This is a genomic window from Brevibacillus sp. AG (genome assembly GCF_028369215.1).
GTDB lineage: Bacteria > Bacillota > Bacilli > Brevibacillales > Brevibacillaceae > Brevibacillus > Brevibacillus porteri.
Genome location: NZ_JAQMYO010000006.1, coordinates 227,959 through 244,133, shown reverse-complemented (window position 1 = coordinate 244,133; position 16,175 = coordinate 227,959). Strand labels below are relative to the sequence as shown.

15 protein-coding genes and 2 riboswitches are annotated in these 16,175 nt (G+C 48.4%); of the genes, 1 reads left to right on the top strand and 14 read right to left on the bottom strand.

What is annotated here, in order from left to right:
* Position 1: 1 nt before the first annotated feature.
* The 11 genes from POF51_RS17465 to POF51_RS17415 form a co-directional block, all read right to left on the bottom strand.
* On the bottom strand, positions 2-1,504 hold the full coding sequence (locus POF51_RS17465) for a spore germination protein (protein ID WP_069848746.1): 1,503 nt from the start codon (positions 1,502-1,504) through the stop codon (positions 2-4).
* Between the two features lie 124 nt (positions 1,505-1,628).
* Positions 1,629-2,093, bottom strand: a complete 465-nt coding sequence (gene ribH / locus POF51_RS17460) for a 6,7-dimethyl-8-ribityllumazine synthase (RefSeq protein WP_015893048.1) — start codon at positions 2,091-2,093, stop codon at positions 1,629-1,631.
* 15 nt (positions 2,094-2,108) lie between these two features.
* Positions 2,109-3,308, bottom strand: coding sequence for a bifunctional 3,4-dihydroxy-2-butanone-4-phosphate synthase/GTP cyclohydrolase II (locus POF51_RS17455; protein ID WP_271755793.1), 1,200 nt, complete (start codon positions 3,306-3,308; stop codon positions 2,109-2,111).
* A 16-nt stretch (positions 3,309-3,324) separates the two neighbouring features.
* A complete protein-coding gene (locus POF51_RS17450; RefSeq protein ID WP_069848749.1) occupies positions 3,325-3,981 on the bottom strand; it encodes a riboflavin synthase in 657 nt (218 codons plus the stop codon).
* Between the two features lie 19 nt (positions 3,982-4,000).
* Complete coding sequence (gene ribD / locus POF51_RS17445) at positions 4,001-5,107, bottom strand: bifunctional diaminohydroxyphosphoribosylaminopyrimidine deaminase/5-amino-6-(5-phosphoribosylamino)uracil reductase RibD (protein ID WP_271755792.1); 1,107 nt, start codon at positions 5,105-5,107, stop codon at positions 4,001-4,003.
* Positions 5,108-5,240: 133 nt separating this feature from the next.
* Positions 5,241-5,385: riboswitch (FMN riboswitch) on the bottom strand.
* 111 nt (positions 5,386-5,496) lie between these two features.
* A riboswitch (FMN riboswitch) is annotated at positions 5,497-5,645 on the bottom strand.
* 66 nt (positions 5,646-5,711) lie between these two features.
* A complete protein-coding gene (locus tag POF51_RS17440) occupies positions 5,712-6,380 on the bottom strand; it encodes an HAD family hydrolase (protein ID WP_069848752.1) in 669 nt (222 codons plus the stop codon).
* On the bottom strand, positions 6,377-6,769 hold the full coding sequence (locus POF51_RS17435; RefSeq protein WP_271755882.1) for a DUF4937 domain-containing protein: 393 nt from the start codon (positions 6,767-6,769) through the stop codon (positions 6,377-6,379). The genes POF51_RS17440 and POF51_RS17435 overlap by 4 nt, the downstream gene beginning before the upstream one ends.
* Before the next feature lie 139 nt (positions 6,770-6,908).
* Positions 6,909-7,841 (bottom strand): c-type cytochrome, encoded by a 933-nt coding sequence (locus POF51_RS17430; protein ID WP_069848758.1) that lies wholly within the window; start codon positions 7,839-7,841, stop codon positions 6,909-6,911.
* 158 nt (positions 7,842-7,999) lie between these two features.
* On the bottom strand, positions 8,000-9,379 hold the full coding sequence (locus tag POF51_RS17425) for a sigma-54-dependent transcriptional regulator (protein ID WP_271755791.1): 1,380 nt from the start codon (positions 9,377-9,379) through the stop codon (positions 8,000-8,002).
* Between the two features lie 7 nt (positions 9,380-9,386).
* Complete coding sequence (locus POF51_RS17420) at positions 9,387-11,573, bottom strand: sensor histidine kinase (protein ID WP_271755790.1); 2,187 nt, start codon at positions 11,571-11,573, stop codon at positions 9,387-9,389.
* Entirely contained in the window at positions 11,570-12,565 is a 996-nt protein-coding gene (locus tag POF51_RS17415) for an ABC transporter substrate-binding protein (protein ID WP_069848765.1), read from the bottom strand. The genes POF51_RS17420 and POF51_RS17415 overlap by 4 nt, the downstream gene beginning before the upstream one ends.
* A 193-nt stretch (positions 12,566-12,758) precedes the next feature.
* Here POF51_RS17415 and POF51_RS17410 point away from each other — a divergent pair, with 193 nt between their 5' ends.
* A complete protein-coding gene (locus POF51_RS17410; RefSeq protein WP_069848767.1) occupies positions 12,759-13,748 on the top strand; it encodes an aldo/keto reductase family protein in 990 nt (329 codons plus the stop codon).
* Here POF51_RS17410 and POF51_RS17405 read toward each other — a convergent pair.
* The 3 genes from POF51_RS17405 to yunB form a co-directional block, all read right to left on the bottom strand.
* Complete coding sequence (locus POF51_RS17405; protein WP_069848770.1) at positions 13,745-14,626, bottom strand: LysR family transcriptional regulator; 882 nt, start codon at positions 14,624-14,626, stop codon at positions 13,745-13,747. The genes POF51_RS17410 and POF51_RS17405 overlap by 4 nt on opposite strands.
* 47 nt (positions 14,627-14,673) lie before the next feature.
* Positions 14,674-15,288, bottom strand: a complete 615-nt coding sequence (locus POF51_RS17400) for a hypothetical protein (protein ID WP_271755789.1) — start codon at positions 15,286-15,288, stop codon at positions 14,674-14,676.
* Between the two features lie 146 nt (positions 15,289-15,434).
* Positions 15,435-16,160 carry a sporulation protein YunB gene (yunB, locus tag POF51_RS17395; RefSeq protein WP_017251397.1) on the bottom strand — a complete coding sequence of 242 codons (726 nt, stop codon included), beginning with the start codon at positions 16,158-16,160 and terminating at the stop codon, positions 15,435-15,437.
* Positions 16,161-16,175 lie beyond the last annotated feature (15 nt).

Genomic DNA, 16,175 nt, shown 5'->3' with positions numbered 1-16,175 from the left:
CCTAGTCCTCCCCAACTGGCCGGACATGCTTTTGCTTTGCCCGGGACATGCGGTTGCGATTGACGATAAACCTTAATGGTGCACGTACCAGACTATTCATCAAATCAGTCCATTGACGCGGAACCCCCGGAGCCATGTACGGCGTCCCGAGTGAAGTGAGATTGAGCAAGTGCGCGAATAAAAAGGCCAGTGCCAGTATCTGGCCGTACATGCCCAATGCACCTGCCATCAAGATGAAACCATAGCGAACGAGCCGAATCGCATTACTCATCAAAAAATTGGGTGGCACAAAAGAAAGCAGTGCCGATACAGAAACAAGGACGATCAAGATATTACTGGCTAACCCCGCTTGTACAGACGCTGTCCCGATCACGATACCGCCAACGATACCGATGGTCTGGCCGATTTTAGTCGGCATGCGTATCCCCGCTTCCCGCAGGATCTCGATGACAAGCTCAATAATGAGCACCTCGATCACAGGCGGAAATGGCACCCGGCTGCGCGATTCAGACAAAATCGTCAGTAAAGCGGGGGGAAGCATTTCCGGATGATACGTCAAGACAGAGACGTAACTGGATGTGAGCATAATAGTGATAAATAAACCGAAAAAGCGAATCATCCGCAGCAGGCTCGCCGTTGACCATCGATTATAAAAGTCTTCAGGGCTACTAAACATCTCCAGAAAGGAAGTCGGGCAGATCGCGGCATCCGGACTGCCATCCAGCATGATCACGATCCTGCCGTCCAACAAAGCTGCTGTTGCATTGTCAGGCCGACCCGTCAAGCCAAACTGCGGGAACGGAGAGTATGGCTTGTCCTCCAGCATTTGCTTCAATATAGGCATCCCGACAAATCCGTGGTAAATGACATTGTCGATCCTTTTTTTCACGCGCTCCACATTTTCCGCGTTCGCGATATTGTCCAAATAAATCACAGCTACCTTGTTCTGTGCCTGGGTACCAATCGTGTAGCTCGATACTTTCAGATGAGGCGTAGCCAGTCTTCTCCGAAGCAAAGACAAATTGATCTCCAGCATTTCAACAAAGGAGTCTTGCGGTCCAAGGACGGTCGCCTCCGTCTCGGATTTCGTAATGGAACGATGCGCGACCTGAAATGTATTCACATGCAGAATGAGGTCTCTTTCCAGGAAAAACAAGATGGTATGACCGCGTAGCAAGTTACTCATCAACGTCTCCATATCGTCAAAAAGACATTCCTGAGAGAAAGGAAGCGCCTGCATCGGATCTCTACCATCGGAACGCTGCAACGGAAGAAAGACATTCTCATAAATCTGGGACACATCCACCAGCGTATCGAGAAAAAAAACGTGTACCTCTTCGTCATTCATCTTCAATGACAAGCTACTGAGGTCATCCACGTTTTGCATGCATTGTTTTACCATATCGGGTGTAATTTGTTCGCTTCGCCGCGCTTGAACCGAACCGATGCGCCGCTTTGCTTGTATGGCCTGTACTTGCGCTCTCCACCAATCAGTCGGCTTCACGCTAGATCCCCCCTTTTTTCAGGAAAATCTTTCTTACTTTGGCCTGTCTGTGGTGATTTTATCCAAAAAAATAGAAAACGGGAGCCGTAGCCCCCGTTGAAACATCTCGTTCCCTATGAAATGATTAAGCGAACTGCTTAGATAAATTAGCCATTTCGATCGCTGCCGTTGCTGCTTCCCAGCCTTTGTTGCCTGCTTTTGTTCCCGCTCGCTCGATGGCTTGCTCGATATTGTCTGTCGTCAAAACACCGAAAATAACAGGTATCCCAGTCGATAGCGATAAGGACGCAACTCCTTTTGCGGTCTCATTGCAGACGTAATCGAAGTGCGGAGTGGAGCCACGAATGACAGCTCCCAATGTAACAACCGCATCATAGCGACCGGATTCTGCCATTTTTTTAGCGATCAACGGAATTTCAAATGCCCCCGGTACCCAAGCCACGTCTACCTGCTCATCTTCTACACCATGACGCTTCAAGGCATCGAGAGCCCCTCCGACCAGCTTGCTTACGATCAATTCGTTAAAGCGTCCTGCCACAATCCCTACACGCAAACCTGTTCCAACCAAATGTCCTTCGAATGTTCTCATGCTTATTCCCTCTCCTTATCCGTGCAGATGAAGCAGGTGACCCAGCTTCTCTTGTTTTGTTGATAGGTACTGTTTGTTGTGCAGATGCTCCGGCATTTGAAGCGGCACCCGTTCTTCTACGGTTAATCCGTAACCGATAAGCCCGCGGATTTTTCGTGGGTTGTTAGTCAAAAGCCGCATGCGTTGCACTCCTAAATCTCGCAAAATTTGCGCACCGATACCGTAATCTCGCAGATCAGCGGCGAACCCTAGCTTTTCATTGGCCTCAACGGTATCCAAGCCTTCCTCCTGCAGCTTGTAGGCACGCAGCTTATTAATCAAGCCAATGCCTCTGCCCTCTTGGCGCATGTACAATAAAATGCCGCGTCCGTTCGCTTCGATCTGTTCCAATGCAGCGTGCAGCTGTGGACCGCAGTCGCAGCGATGAGAGCCGAAAATATCTCCTGTCAAGCACTCCGAGTGAACGCGAACGAGAATGGGCTCATCCGGTCCGATCTCTCCCTTGATGAGAGCCACATGCTCTTTTCCATCTAGCTCGTTCGTATAGGCTGCCATCCGAAAATCACCGTGGGCGGTCGGTAGCTGCACTTCGATTTCCCTTTTCACCATCGATTCTGTCCTCATCCGATACGCGATCAAGTCTGCAATCGTAATCAGCTTGAGATCAAAGCGGCGTGCGATCTCTACCAATTGCGGCAGACGTGCCATGGAGCCATCCTCGTTCATAATTTCGCAAATGACTCCCGCCGGTATGCCCCCCGCCAAGCGAGCCAAATCAACTGCCGCCTCCGTATGTCCCGCTCTGCGCAATACACCGCCAGACTTCGCGATTAACGGAAAAATATGTCCCGGTCTACGGAAATCTTCTGCGGTCTTTTGATCATCCAGCATCGCCAAGACAGTCTGAGAGCGCTCGTGAGCGGATATCCCTGTGTGTGTACTCCCTTCATCGATGGACACGGTAAAAGCCGTTCCTTGCTTGTCTGTATTGGACTTCACCATCGGATGGAGCTGCAAACGAGTTGCGTGCTCTTCTGTCACCGGTACGCAAACGAGTCCCCTTCCATGTGTAACCATGAAGTTGATCATTTCAGGCGAAGCCGCTTCGGCCATGCAGACAAAATCTCCTTCGTTTTCCCGATCCTCATCATCTACCACAATGACCGCCTTGCCCTGACGCAAATCTTCTAATGCTTCTTCTATGCGATGAAACATACTTTCTCCCTCCTTCTCACGCGAAGCCATTTTCCTGCAAAAAGGCTAGACTGAGCCCGCCAGATTTCTCTGTACCGCCATGGTTTTGATAACCTAACAAACGCTCTACATATTTGCCGATGACATCTGTTTCAAGATTCACCAAGTCCCCAGGTCGTCTGTCTGCAAGACTCGTATTCGCCAGCGTATGCGGAATGATTGAAACGGTAAAACCGTTATCGTTTACGTCCACCACGGTGAGACTGATGCCATCTATGCAAATCGATCCACGGGCAATAACATACTTCAACAGCTGCTGTTTGGCCTCAATCCGAAACACGACAGCATTCGCATTCACCTCTCGTGAAGCAACCATTCCAGTCCCATCTACATGCCCGGAGACGATATGCCCGCCAAAACGGTCCCCCAACCGCATCGCTCTCTCCAAATTCACTCGCTGTCCGCTGCGTAATTGCCGCAAGCTCGTCTTGTTCATCGTCTCTGGCATCACATCGACGCTAAACTGACGATTCGTATAAGCAGTAACCGTAAGGCAAATGCCATTGACCGAGATACTGTCCCCGAGCTTCACCCCTTCGAGTACCTGCTGTGCGCGGATGACCAGTCGACTCGCCTGCTCGTTCCCTTGAATCGATTCCAACACGCCCACTTCTTCGACCAGTCCCGTGAACATGCTCTCTCCTCCTCACTTGCTACGTCTGATCCTCCCATTGTGGGTACCCGATGATTTGTACATCACCTTTCCCGATCGGTGTGACAGTAACATTTGTCAGCTGTACCGCTTCTCCCATCGTCGCAAAGCCTTGACCACCGAATGGCGAGGGCGCGCCGCTTCCCCCGATCAGCTTTAGCGCGATATGGCTCACTACCTTTTGAATCGCTCTCGCCTGCAAAAAGGAGCCGTTTACTTCCTGCCCGCCTTCCACTAGCAACGAGGTAATCCCCAGCTCTCCCAACGTATCCAGCACCTTTTCCACGCGAATTGGCGCTTCCGTCGTGATGACATTTACTCCTCTTGCCGCAAGCAGCTTCTGCTTTTCCCTTGGCGCTGCATCTGTCGTAAAGATCCATGTCTTCGTATCTGCATTCTGGACGACGCGGGCATCCAGCGGCGTCCGTAAATGACTGTCCAAAATCACTCGAACTGGCTGACTTCCAAAACACTGCTCTTCCTGGCGCGCCGTCAACAGTGGGTCATCAGCGAGAATCGTCCCAATCCCAACCAGGATCGCATCGTGCTGCCTGCGCAGTTCATGCACCTCTGCCCGAGCCTCTGCTCCAGTAATCCACCGACTGTGTCCCGTGAACGAAGCTATTTTCCCATCCAATGTACTGGCCGTCTTTACCGTCACAAATGGACGTCTGGTCTGGATGTAATGGAAAAAGACTTCATTGAGCGCCTTCGCTTCCTCTTCTCTCACGCCCACCGCCACTTCCAGCCCTGCTGCTCGCAGCATCTCCATTCCTCTTCCCGCCACTAGTGGATTCGGGTCGAGCGTCGCTACAACGACACGACGTACATCAGCTGCGATCAACGCCTCTGCACACGGCGGTGTTTTCCCGTAGTGACTGCAAGGCTCCAGCGTCACGTACACGGTCGCGCCTTTCGCTTTTTCCCCAGCCATACACAGTGCGTGCACCTCAGCATGGGGCTCTCCTGCCCGCAGATGCGCTCCCATTCCCACGATGGTTCCATCCTTCACAATCACAGCTCCGACCATGGGATTCGGGCTGGTTTGGCCTCTTGCCGATCTTGCCAGTTCCAGCGCCAGATCCATGTACTTGCTGTCCTGTTCCATACCGCACTCCTTTCTGTCCAGCATTCCAGCCAAGCACAACGCAAAAAGCCCTTGAAACCTCAAAGCGTTTCAGGGCATAGGGAAAGAAGCCTTACCTCATCCGTTTTTTGAAAAAAACAAATGAAGAAAGCACAAAAATCTTCTTCCATCCGGACTGTACCGTCGGCTCTGGGTTTTCACCAGATCAGTCGCTGCAAGCGTGGTCAGCGAGTCGCGGGCTCAGACGTACGTACGCCATTACCGCCGGTCAGGAATTTCACCTTGCCCTGAAGATTGTCGCTATGAAGTTTTATGAAAAATAAAAACGCCCATGAATATTATGCTCAGGGCGTTCAGAAAGAAGCCTTGTTTCTACCGTTTTTTGAAAAAACAGCGAAACAGGCCGTTCCAAATACCTTCTCCCATCCGGACTGTACCGTCGGCCTTGGATTTGCACCAAGTCAGTCGCTATCAACTGCTTACGATAGCGAGTCGCGGGCTCAGACGTGCGTTCGTCATTACCGCCGGTCGGGAATTGCACCCTACCCTGAAGGCTGGTATTCAGTTAGGCAAAGTATAGCACATTTTTCGCTATTGTCTGTAATCATTTATTGGAGAAGTGCACTTACTCTTGCTCGCACTCTTCGAGGACCGTCAGGAGTTCTTTCAAATCATTTATGTACGCCTTTGGCACAACACCATTTTGCTCCATGTCCTGCTCATTCCCTTGATAGGCAATAAAAGCGACTTGTCCGTCGCATGCCGCCTTTCCATCGATCCACGAATCCCCAATCATCGTCCAAGCCGAAACAGGCCAATCTGGCATGCGGCTGCGAATATAGTGAATGCCCGATGGGGATGGCTTCAAGACCATCATCTGCTCGCGGGCTACGATTTCATCAAAGTAAGAGGCGATTCCCGTCTCGTTCAAAGCCTCCTCTGCGGCGGCATAAGCGTTGTTGGTCAGGATATACAGCTGATAGCGGTTCTTCAACTCCTCTAGCACTTCTACCGCGTGCTGCTCCAATACAGCGCCATGCATCCCTTCCTTCTCGATCGCGGTTACCGCATCCCACATCGCTTGCTCCAACTCGCTCGTCATCTGCTCCGCTTTTCGCCCGATCTCAATAAGCTGCGACGCGGTATGCTTTTCCCACTCAAGTGTAGAAGGAACGATCCCATTGTCCACCCATAGCTGAAAAATGGCCCGCTTCATCTCGGCAAAGTTGATCCTGGATTGCAACAAAGTGTTGTCCATATCGAAAATAATGCCTTTTTGAAAGGTTCTGCTCATTTTGCGCCTCCTTTTTTGACAACACGCCATGCTGGTTCAAGAATAACGGAATAATCTGGTGGCTGCTCATTTTCGTTGACTTGGCTACTATCCTTTTTCCACAGCGACACGGTCAAATACTCCATGCTGTTCTTTTGGCTTTGAGCAACGACTCCTCCCAGCATGGTCTCGGTCGTTGACATCCCGTCTTTCGCACAGACTACGCGAAGAATTTCCCCGCTCTCAAGAGCATCCAGGATATTTCGTTCACCCATATCCACGATCTTTGAGAAAAGCTTTACCGATATGGCTTCGTACGTCTGACTCTGCCCCGACTGATGAAAAATCGGATCGTGGTCCATCTCCATGAAGGATTGATAGTGCTGCATGTCCTCCCAAAAAGCAAGGATACAAGCCTCCTACCGTCCATTGCAAATATGAAAAGGAGCTGTTCTGTGATTGATACTTCCATTTTATCAAAAAGAGGACAATCCCTCCGTCATTTTATAACGTTTGGGACAGTCCCTTTTTGGGTTAGATATTGAGTTCCTATTGCTTCTTCTTGGCGCTCTCTACTTCATACGGCACATCCTTTGGAACTCCTCCAGCTGGCCAATCCTGTGCCTTTTTGGCAAAGTCTGGACGTGGTTTGGACAAAATATAGGCTGCTAGGTCCGCTGCTTCTTGATCCGTTAGCGAGCCTTGCTTGATACCGCCCATTTCACCTAGAGGCATATTGCGCTGAATGTAGCCAGCAGCTTTGGAAATTCGGGCCATACCTGCACCAATATTGAAGGAGTTATCTCCCCATAGCGCTGGTCCAGAGTTTGGTCCTGTTCCTGAACCATCAGCTGCATGGCATTGCAAACACGATTTTTGAAAGAGTGCTTCTCCATTTGCCACATTCGGTTGAGGTACGCTCTTCATATCATTTTTCTCTATCCACGGACGCTCTTTAATTCCTACTGGTACATCTGTTGAGATATACGTCAGATAGGCAACCATCGCTCTCATTTCATCGCTGTTGTAAGGCAATGGCTTTCCGTTCATACTTCGTTGAAAACAACCATTAATGCGATCCTCAATGGTAAGCACTTTGCCAGACCTTGGAATGTACTGGGGATAGACTGCTGTGACACCCGTTAAAGGAGAGGTAGCATCCATTCCGGCATTTCCGTGACAACTGGAGCAGGAGAGCTTATTCCCTGTGTATTCAGGGATCGCTGTACTCGTTTCATTCATTAACTTATGTCCATACTTAATCGATTCTCCCAATGGCCCCTCTGGTACCTTGTCCATACTAGGCGGGGTGTAGGTATCTAGATTGCTCGCTCCAGTTGCCCCACTCGCTGTTTTATCTTTGGCCTCACTCGCTGTTGAGGTGGGTTGAGCGGTCGGCTGTGTAGCGCAGCCTGCAAAGACCAGCATCGCCACTACTACCATAGACAGCTTCTTCCAGCCTGTCTTCTCTTTTTTAATCATAGGTCTCACTCCTCCATGTTGATCGTGCATTCACTACAGGAGAGTAGCAAGAGGCGTGCCATACGATAGATGCAGGAAAACGAACGGCCTAACGCTTCCGAATAGCAAGAAAAAGAAAAGACCATGCCAAAATGTCATGGTCAGTACGCGACAAAATGTCACGGTCGCAGCTCATACTCTTCGATTTTTCGATACAGATTACGTACGCTGATCCCCAGCTTCTCTGCTGTCTTGGTCTTGTTCCATTGCAGAACGTCCAGCACATGCTTGATATGTTCTCGCTCTACATTTTTCAGTAAAAACGCCTCTTCCTCGCCAGTTTCCGCTGATGAAATGAGCTTCCTATCTGACGCGTTGTGAGGTACTGGCTGTTCGTGAGGAAAGAGATCCTTGTCGTCAATTTCCTCTCCTTTTGCCAAAACGACAGCCCGTTCGATCATATGAGCCAACTCCCGAACATTCCCCGGGAATGAGTAGGCCAAAAGAGCTGCCTGCGCTTTCACAGAAAGCGGTTTGACTGGATACTTTCGCTTGAGTCGATTCAAAAAGAAAGCCGACAGTGGCAAAATGTCCTCTCTTCTCTCTATGAGAGGTGGAATCGTTATATCCATGACATGCAGCCGGAAATAAAGATCAGATCGAAACGTTCCTTCTTCCACCTTCTTCTCCAGATCAGCATTGGTAGCAGCAATGATACGAACATCCACCTTGTGCAGAATCGGGCTCCCTATTCGGCGAAATTCGCCAGTTTCCAGAAAACGGAGTAGCTTGACCTGCAAAGGAAAAGGTAAGTCCCCTACTTCATCCAAAAAGAGCGTCCCCAGATGGGCAATCTCTACCAGTCCCTTTTTCTGCGCCGTTGCGCCTGTAAAAGCTCCCTTTTCGTGCCCGAACAGTTCACTCTCCAGCATCGTTTCTGGTATCGCCCCCAAATTGATCGGTACGAATGCCTCTGCTGCTCGCTCACTACATTCAAAAATGAGTCTCGCGATGACATCTTTCCCTGTTCCACTTTCCCCTTTTAAGAGAACGAGAAAATCCGTGCTGGCTACTCGCCTAGCAGTTGCTAGGACCTCTTTTAGCCTCGGGCTTTCCGCAACGATTTGAAACGTCGTTTTCCCGTTTGTCGATAGAGCTTCTTTCAACTGTTGGTTTTCCTCGGTCAGCAGCTGTTTTTCGACGGCCTTGGAAATCAAAACCTCCAATTCATTGAGGTTGTAAGGCTTTGTCAAATAATCATAAGCGCCGCGTTTCATCGCTTCGATAGCTGTTTCGATTGTTCCGTGTCCGGTCACAACAATGATTTGAATGGCAGGAGAGGTTTCCTTGCACCATTGCAAAAAGGAGAGGCCGTCCATCCCGGGCATTTTCAAATCAAGCAGAATGACATGAATCGTTTCGCTGGTTACTAGCTTCTGTGCGCTGATTCCGTCAGATGCTTCCAGCGTGGTATATCCCTTTCTCTTTAATCGACTGGTTAATAGATGGCGGAAATCTGCTTCGTCATCAACGATGAGTATACGTGTGTCTGCGTGCATCTTTTGTTCATTCCCCCTTTGCTGACGGCAGGATGACCGTAACAGTCGTGCCTTTGTTTGGTGTACTTTCGATCTCGATTTCTCCGCCTAAATTCGTCACAATCCCGTAGCAGACCGATAACCCCAGACCAGTCCCTTTTCCAGGAGGCTTGGTTGTATAAAAAGGCTCCAAAACATGGGGCAAATCTGCTGCGGGTATACCGCATCCATCATCTCTGATCCACAGACGGAGTCGATCATTCGATGGAGAATCAGTTGCTATCTCGATATTTCCTCGCTCTGTGGTCGCGTACAGCGCATTGGTTAACAAATTGAGCACGATTTGCTGAAGTTGTCCAGGCGTAGCGAGAAGATACGGAGCAGAAGCCAGCAAAGACAGGTTCACCGTTACCTGTTTGACACGTATTTCATGGGACAGAAGAATGAGAATGTCTGATAGGACTTGATGAATATCTACTTTTTCTACGGTAACGGGTGATTTCCCCGAAAAATGCAGCAATCGGGTCGTGATTTCCTTGCAACGGTTAATTTGTTTATCCATCGTGTCCAAGTATTGGGTAAGCTCACCTGTGTCCTGCAAATCTCGAATATCCTCGTCCACGAGACGGTCTCGCAAGTCTTGTCCATACACCGACAGAATACCTAATGGATTATTGATTTCATGGGCGATGCCCGATGCCAAGAGTCCAATAGCAGCGAGCTTGTCTGCTTGTGCAATAGCGGCTTCTAGCTCTCGTTTCTCCGTGATGTCCTCGATGACCTCTAGAAAAGCAGACGACTCTTTCTCCGGATGCAGAGGGAAAACCTGATGTCGATAAGAACGGACACGTCCATCCTGATCGACTCTGGAGGAAATAAGGTCAGTCTGTTTTTCGTTTACCATTTGTCGCGTTCGGAGCATGCAACCACTGCATGAACTGAATTGCTGACCAATCGTCTGATGGCAGTCTTTTCCCAGGAGATTAGAAGCATCCTGGAACCACGCCGATGCTGTTTGATTAATCCAGCGAATGCGAAAAGACTCATCTACGAGAATCAGCCCCATCCCCATACCACTGACGACGAGATCAAGCCGTTTCTTTTCTTCGAGAAGCTGATTGGTCTTCATCTCCAGACTTTGTGCCATTGCATTACAGGACGCTGCTAACCTGCCAATTTCATCTGAGGTCGTCACTGGTATTCGTACGGATAAGTCGCCACCTGCGATTTTTTGCACAGCCGATTCGATCTTTTCCATTAATCGACTAAACGAGACAGAGAACACAATGCTAATCCCCAGAACGATAAGTGCGATAAATAAGGTCGTAAAGAGCAGAGATTGTTCCAATTTTGAAAAGGCAGCAAACGCCGTTTGGCTTGACTGCTCCAGCATAATGACCCAATGTGTGACCGAAGAGCGCATGGCATAGTTGACCATGACATCTCCATTGGAAGCTTGATACGTACGGATAACAGGCTTTTCCGTTCGATCTGGTAGTGTCCAGGAGGGAGGAACCGCTTGTTCATAATAGGTCAAAGAGCCATCAGAAGGCTTGCCCAGCATAAATGGATCGGCAAACCTATCGCTTTTCCCATCTGTGACGAACAAATAGGCCTCGTTTTCATAGCGAGCTCGCAGTGTGATTTGTTCGAGTAACTGTTTTACATTGAGCTTTGCATACATGCCGCCTTTTACACCGTTGGCAGATACATGAGGGATCGCGACAGTTACCAGCAGCTTCCCTTCTGCTGATCGGACAATGCTTCCGATGTATGGTTTTCCCGACTGGATCGTGGAAAGAAGTTGGTTGTCTCTCTCTTTGGGTGTGTCCTGCCTATGGTGTTTCCAGCGATTCAGCAAATACTGCGGCTCTCCATCCTGATGAAAAAGCGCGACTTCCTCCATGTAAGCTGACGTTTTCAATAACGTATTCAGCAAGAAATAAGCATCGTCATCGCTAGGGCGCTCATTGAGAAAACGCTGCTGAACCACCTGCATGGATTGGGACGTATGTAAAAAAAGCATATCTAACTGCGCCAACGTATTTTCCACGTAGATCTGATTGGCTCTGTCTACCTCTTCTCGAACCTTTTCTTTACTGGTATGCAAATTGAAATAACCAAGAATCAGAAAAGGGATGATGGACATACATAGCCCAAACAGGAGCATTTTTGTCTTCAGTCGATTGATTCGCGGTAGTCTGCTCCTCCTCATTTGTTCCTCACTCCATACCATTCTTGTGCCAGTGACCATTGTTGGTCGGTTACGGTAATGGGAAGCTTGGACAGGGAAGTGGCATTGACAGCTAACCGCACGTCATCCGGCCATTCGATTGACAGAGCGGTAGGAGGGACTCCATCCAACACCCGAGCCACCATATGAGCAGCCTGCATGCCTTGTGCATGAAAAGAAACGCCGTAAGCGGCATACAAACCAGCCTTCACCTGCTCGGGGTATGCGCCCATGACAAACAATTGCTTCTCGATCAAAAGAGGTAAACAATCGATAAGCGCATCTTCCAGAACGTAGCTAGGTAAAGGAAGCATGGCATCGTATTCTCCTGGAGAGAGCCCACTGAGCAACTGCTCTAAGTCTTTTGGGGAGGCAACCTGCTTCACCTGTAAACGAATGCCAAGCGAGGCAGCAGCTGACTCTGCTTCTACGATGGCTTGCTCTGTCGTAGGAGCATGAGAATCGGCAATGACCAGAAAGCGCTTGGCGTCAGGCAACAAACGAGTTGTCAGCTCCAATCTTTTCCCGATGACATTCATTTGGCCATTACTGATGCCACACGTAACCGTTCCCTCGGTCTCAACAAGCGGTAGCTCTGCCATTGAGGCGACACCGATAAAAACAATCGGAACCGTCGCTGTCCCCTGTTGAATCAAAAAGGTCTCGTGCGCACCTGTCGTTACGATTACATCAGGCTTTTTTGAAATCAAGTCCTGGACAAGGGAGCGCTCCTCTTCTAGCGTCTGAACCGCATTCAAATAAACGGGCACATACTGAACACGTGCGCCTTCACTGAGACCTAACGATTGCAATCCCGCCTTTAATCCCGCTACTTTATCTTTTCTATCCTCATTGGCAATCACAATTCCTATCGTGTAAAGATCGACGTCCTGTTTTTGCTGACTACTGGACCAATCGAGCAGAGTTCCTGCCACAAACAAGATGAGAAAGAGGATTTTCCTTTGTTTCTTCATAGGTATCACATCCAACTCTCATCATAGCGGCAAATGATTGCAGAAAATGTGAATAATTAACAAACCTTGGTGAATGGATACGGATTGATCCAAATAATATGTTTTTCATATTAATCCTGATGATTTTATATATTTTCCATATTTAATTTCACTTGTTATACTCAGTTTGAAATTCGAAAGGAGGAAGGACTTCATGGAATATCGGAGACTTGGCAAAAGCGGCTTGTCCATAAGCGAAATTGCATTGGGAAACTGGATCACTCACGGTGCACAAGTAGATGACACCACAGCACAAGCCTGCGTAAACGCTGCATTAGACGCTGGAATCACTACGTTCGATACCGCTGATGTGTATTCGGAGACGAGAGCGGAAGCAATTTTGGGTGAGTCTTTAAAGGGGATTCGTCGTGAGAGTATTGAGTTGTGCACGAAGGTTTTTCATCCGACCGGTACCGGAAAAAACGATCGGGGGCTCTCCCGTAAACACATCATGGAAGCCTGCCACGCATCCCTTCGCAGATTGCAAACGGATTACATTGACATCTATTATGCACACCGTTTTGATCCAGCTACATCTCTGGAAGAAACATTTTTGGCCTTTTCCGATTTGGTTCGGCAGGGAAAGGTGCTTTATGTAGGGGTAAGTGAATGGACGGCAGAGCAAATCAAACTGGGAGCGGCTTTGGCAAAGGAATATCGAGTTCCCTTTGTAGCCAGTCAACCTCAGTATTCCATGCTGTGGCGTGTGATTGAAGCCGAGGTCATACCAGCTTGCGAGCGTGAAGGAATCGGACAGATTGTCTGGTCACCACTGGCGCAAGGCATTCTTTCTGGAAAATATGCACCCGACAAGCCACTACCAGAGGGCTCCCGAGCGGCTTCGACCGCTGGTTCTCCCTTTTTCGATAAACTGGTCGGACAATGGCTACAAAAAGAAGTTCTTCAGGTAATAGAGAGAATCAAGCCGATGGCACAAGAAGCCGGTTTGACGCTTCCGCAACTTGCCATTGCATGGGTTCTTCAAAACCAGCATGTATCCTCCGCTATTATTGGCGCCTCTACCCCCGAACAAATCAAAGAAAACGTCAAAGCTGCAGGAGTCAAACTAGATTCTCAGGTCATGAAGCAAATCAATCACATGTTAGCTGGCATCGCAGAGTTTGACCCCAGAAAAACAGGCTAAGCTGTCGTTTCTTCCATCACATCCAGAAAGTTTGCCAGAACAGACTCGCTTCTATCAGTTTTCCAAGCGGCATAGAGTGGGACGAGAGGTGGCTCTTCGATAAAAGTTCGGAACACGACATCACTGCGTTGGAATACAGCTACCGAAGAGGGAACAATGGAGATACCTATACCAGCAGCTACCAGATTCACAATGGTATACATTTGAACAGCTTCCTGCACGATGTGAGGCAAAAATCCATGTTGCCTGCAAAAGTCTAAAATGAAGTCGTGAAAAGAAGCCCCCATCCGATGCGGAAACAAAATAAAAGGCTCGTCCGCTAATGACTGTACAGAAAGGGATGGCTGTAAGGCAAGGGGATGATTCTTCGGCAATACAGCAACAAGTGTTTCGTTGGTAAACAAGCGAGAAGTGATATGGATGGACGGTTCTGCCACACGAAGGAAGCCAACATCAATTTTTCCGTCCAGTAAAGCTTTCTGTTGCTCGGCAGATGTCATTTCTAATAGAGACAGCTCCACCTCGGGAAAACGCTCCCGAAATCCCTTTATGACGTTAACTAACATACCGCCTACTGCCGAATCTACAAATGCAATGGACAAATGTCCAATTTTCCCTTGGCTTGCCCGTTTTGTCCTCGTAACGGCTCGTTCCAACTGGGAAACAATTCTTCTTGATTCATCCAAAAAAATCGCGCCTGCTGCCGTAAGACGAACCTGTCTCTTGGTCCGCTCCAACAGCTTCACACCGAGTTCTTCCTCCAGACCTTGAATTTGTTGAGTCAACGGTGGTTGTGTCATATTCAGTTTACTCGCAGCGCGATTGAAATGCAGTTCTTCTGCAACTGCAATAAAGTAGTGTAGTTTTTTCAAGTCCATAGACGCGATTTTCCTTCCTAATACGTGATCTCGTCAATTCATAGTGATCAATCAGTTAATGAGCGCAAATATATTCCCTCAGTAGTACAAATCGTTTGGAGTAGCTCCGTGTATTTATCATCATCAGAATACAACGGTAACGTAAAATCAAAATTTGACCATACACAAATCTTCATATCTTCAAATACAAACACGGTAGAAACTTTCTCACGAAGCCCTAATTCAAGGAATAATTCAAAATCATGTAGATTATTTATTTTCATGCTCTTACTACCAGATGCTTTCAATTGTGAATGAATTTCTTTAACCCTTATTTTTTTATTCTCACTATCTAGAGCATCTGCTGCTATTTCCACGTTTACATTAGGTAATGCTGTTTCAATCCAAACTGAATTGTACGCCCAAAGTTTACGGAATACCTGCTTAAATTTCTCTTCTTCTCTTAGATAGGATGGAAGTAGGCTAGGATTATCATCCGTCCTATCAAAAAAGATATTTACCTGTTCAAAAACAGTTTGATTTTTTATTTGCAAGGGGAATCTATCCAGATTAAAGCTTTTTTGCGGGAAACGTTCCGCCACAAGATGACTATGATCTAAGAGAGCTGTATCACACTCTGTACTTGTTCCACATACTCTGAAGGAGACCATTTCTTTCCCCATATGCCCTCAACTACCTTAGTGATATTCATCAAATTTCCTCCTCAAACTTATTCTCGAAGGATTTTACCTGTATCATCCAAGTCTACATGCTGGGTGCGCACAAAAAAAGCGACAGCAATGCGCTGTCGCTTTTTCCTATTCCGCGATTACGGAGTGCTATTCGGTACATCCCCAGGAATCCGCGGCACATCCGGCTTGCCTTCCGGGTTGTTGTACAAATACGTCGGGACATCGCCAATGATCAAGGAGTGGGTGATCGGGATTTTCGTCGTGACCGTCTGCTCCTCAGTCGCAAAAGGGATAACAATGCGCAGATCGACCTCCACGAAAATATATACCGTCGCCAGCACCATGTTGATGCCTGCTTCCTTCAGCTCTGTCTCCAGCTTAGTCTTGACCGAGCCGATGGGCACGAAAGTCACTGGCAAATTCGGCCCCATCGATGCCAAAAAGGAGTTTCCGGTAGCCAAACCAAGCGGGATCGTGCGGTCTACTTTATCTTGCTCGAACTCTTGGAGCTTGTTCTGGACTCTCGCTGTTGTTTCGCCCACGATTCTTGCATATTCCTTGAAGTTGAACTGATACGCCTGAATCTGCCCCTCGTTGTTCTTCTCGATTTTGACAATCTGGTTGAAATCGACGCCTTGCTGTGAAATCCGCTTGGTTACGGCATCTGTTATCGCTTCTTTCGCCAATTGCTCAGCTTTTTGCGTAGCCAGAATCAAGAGAGTAGGCTCCAATCGATTTTGCAAAAACACAAGTGTCTGTATCGTCAAAACAAAAAAGATAACCAACGCGATCAAAAACGCTTTCGTACGTGAAAGCGGGTTTCTCCAACGCCGCCGGGGTCGAAATACGGCCAATCCCGACACCTCCCAACTGGTACA

Excerpts from the sequence above, each read along its gene's own strand:
- ribH (WP_015893048.1), bottom strand. The coding sequence starts at position 2,093 with ATGAGAACATTCGAAGGACATTTGGTTGGAACAGGTTTGCGTGTAGGG.
- POF51_RS17455 (WP_271755793.1), bottom strand. The coding sequence starts at position 3,308 with ATGTTTCATCGCATAGAAGAAGCATTAGAAGATTTGCGTCAGGGCAAG.
- POF51_RS17450 (WP_069848749.1), bottom strand. The coding sequence starts at position 3,981 with ATGTTCACGGGACTGGTCGAAGAAGTGGGCGTGTTGGAATCGATTCAA.
- ribD (WP_271755792.1), bottom strand. The coding sequence starts at position 5,107 with ATGGAACAGGACAGCAAGTACATGGATCTGGCGCTGGAACTGGCAAGA.
- POF51_RS17440 (WP_069848752.1), bottom strand. The coding sequence starts at position 6,380 with ATGAGCAGAACCTTTCAAAAAGGCATTATTTTCGATATGGACAACACT.
- POF51_RS17430 (WP_069848758.1), bottom strand. The coding sequence starts at position 7,841 with ATGATTAAAAAAGAGAAGACAGGCTGGAAGAAGCTGTCTATGGTAGTA.
- POF51_RS17425 (WP_271755791.1), bottom strand. The coding sequence starts at position 9,379 with ATGCACGCAGACACACGTATACTCATCGTTGATGACGAAGCAGATTTC.
- POF51_RS17420 (WP_271755790.1), bottom strand. The coding sequence starts at position 11,573 with ATGAGGAGGAGCAGACTACCGCGAATCAATCGACTGAAGACAAAAATG.
- POF51_RS17415 (WP_069848765.1), bottom strand. The coding sequence starts at position 12,565 with ATGAAGAAACAAAGGAAAATCCTCTTTCTCATCTTGTTTGTGGCAGGA.
- POF51_RS17410 (WP_069848767.1), top strand. The coding sequence starts at position 12,759 with ATGGAATATCGGAGACTTGGCAAAAGCGGCTTGTCCATAAGCGAAATT.
- POF51_RS17405 (WP_069848770.1), bottom strand. The coding sequence starts at position 14,626 with ATGGACTTGAAAAAACTACACTACTTTATTGCAGTTGCAGAAGAACTG.
- POF51_RS17400 (WP_271755789.1), bottom strand. The coding sequence starts at position 15,288 with ATGGGGAAAGAAATGGTCTCCTTCAGAGTATGTGGAACAAGTACAGAG.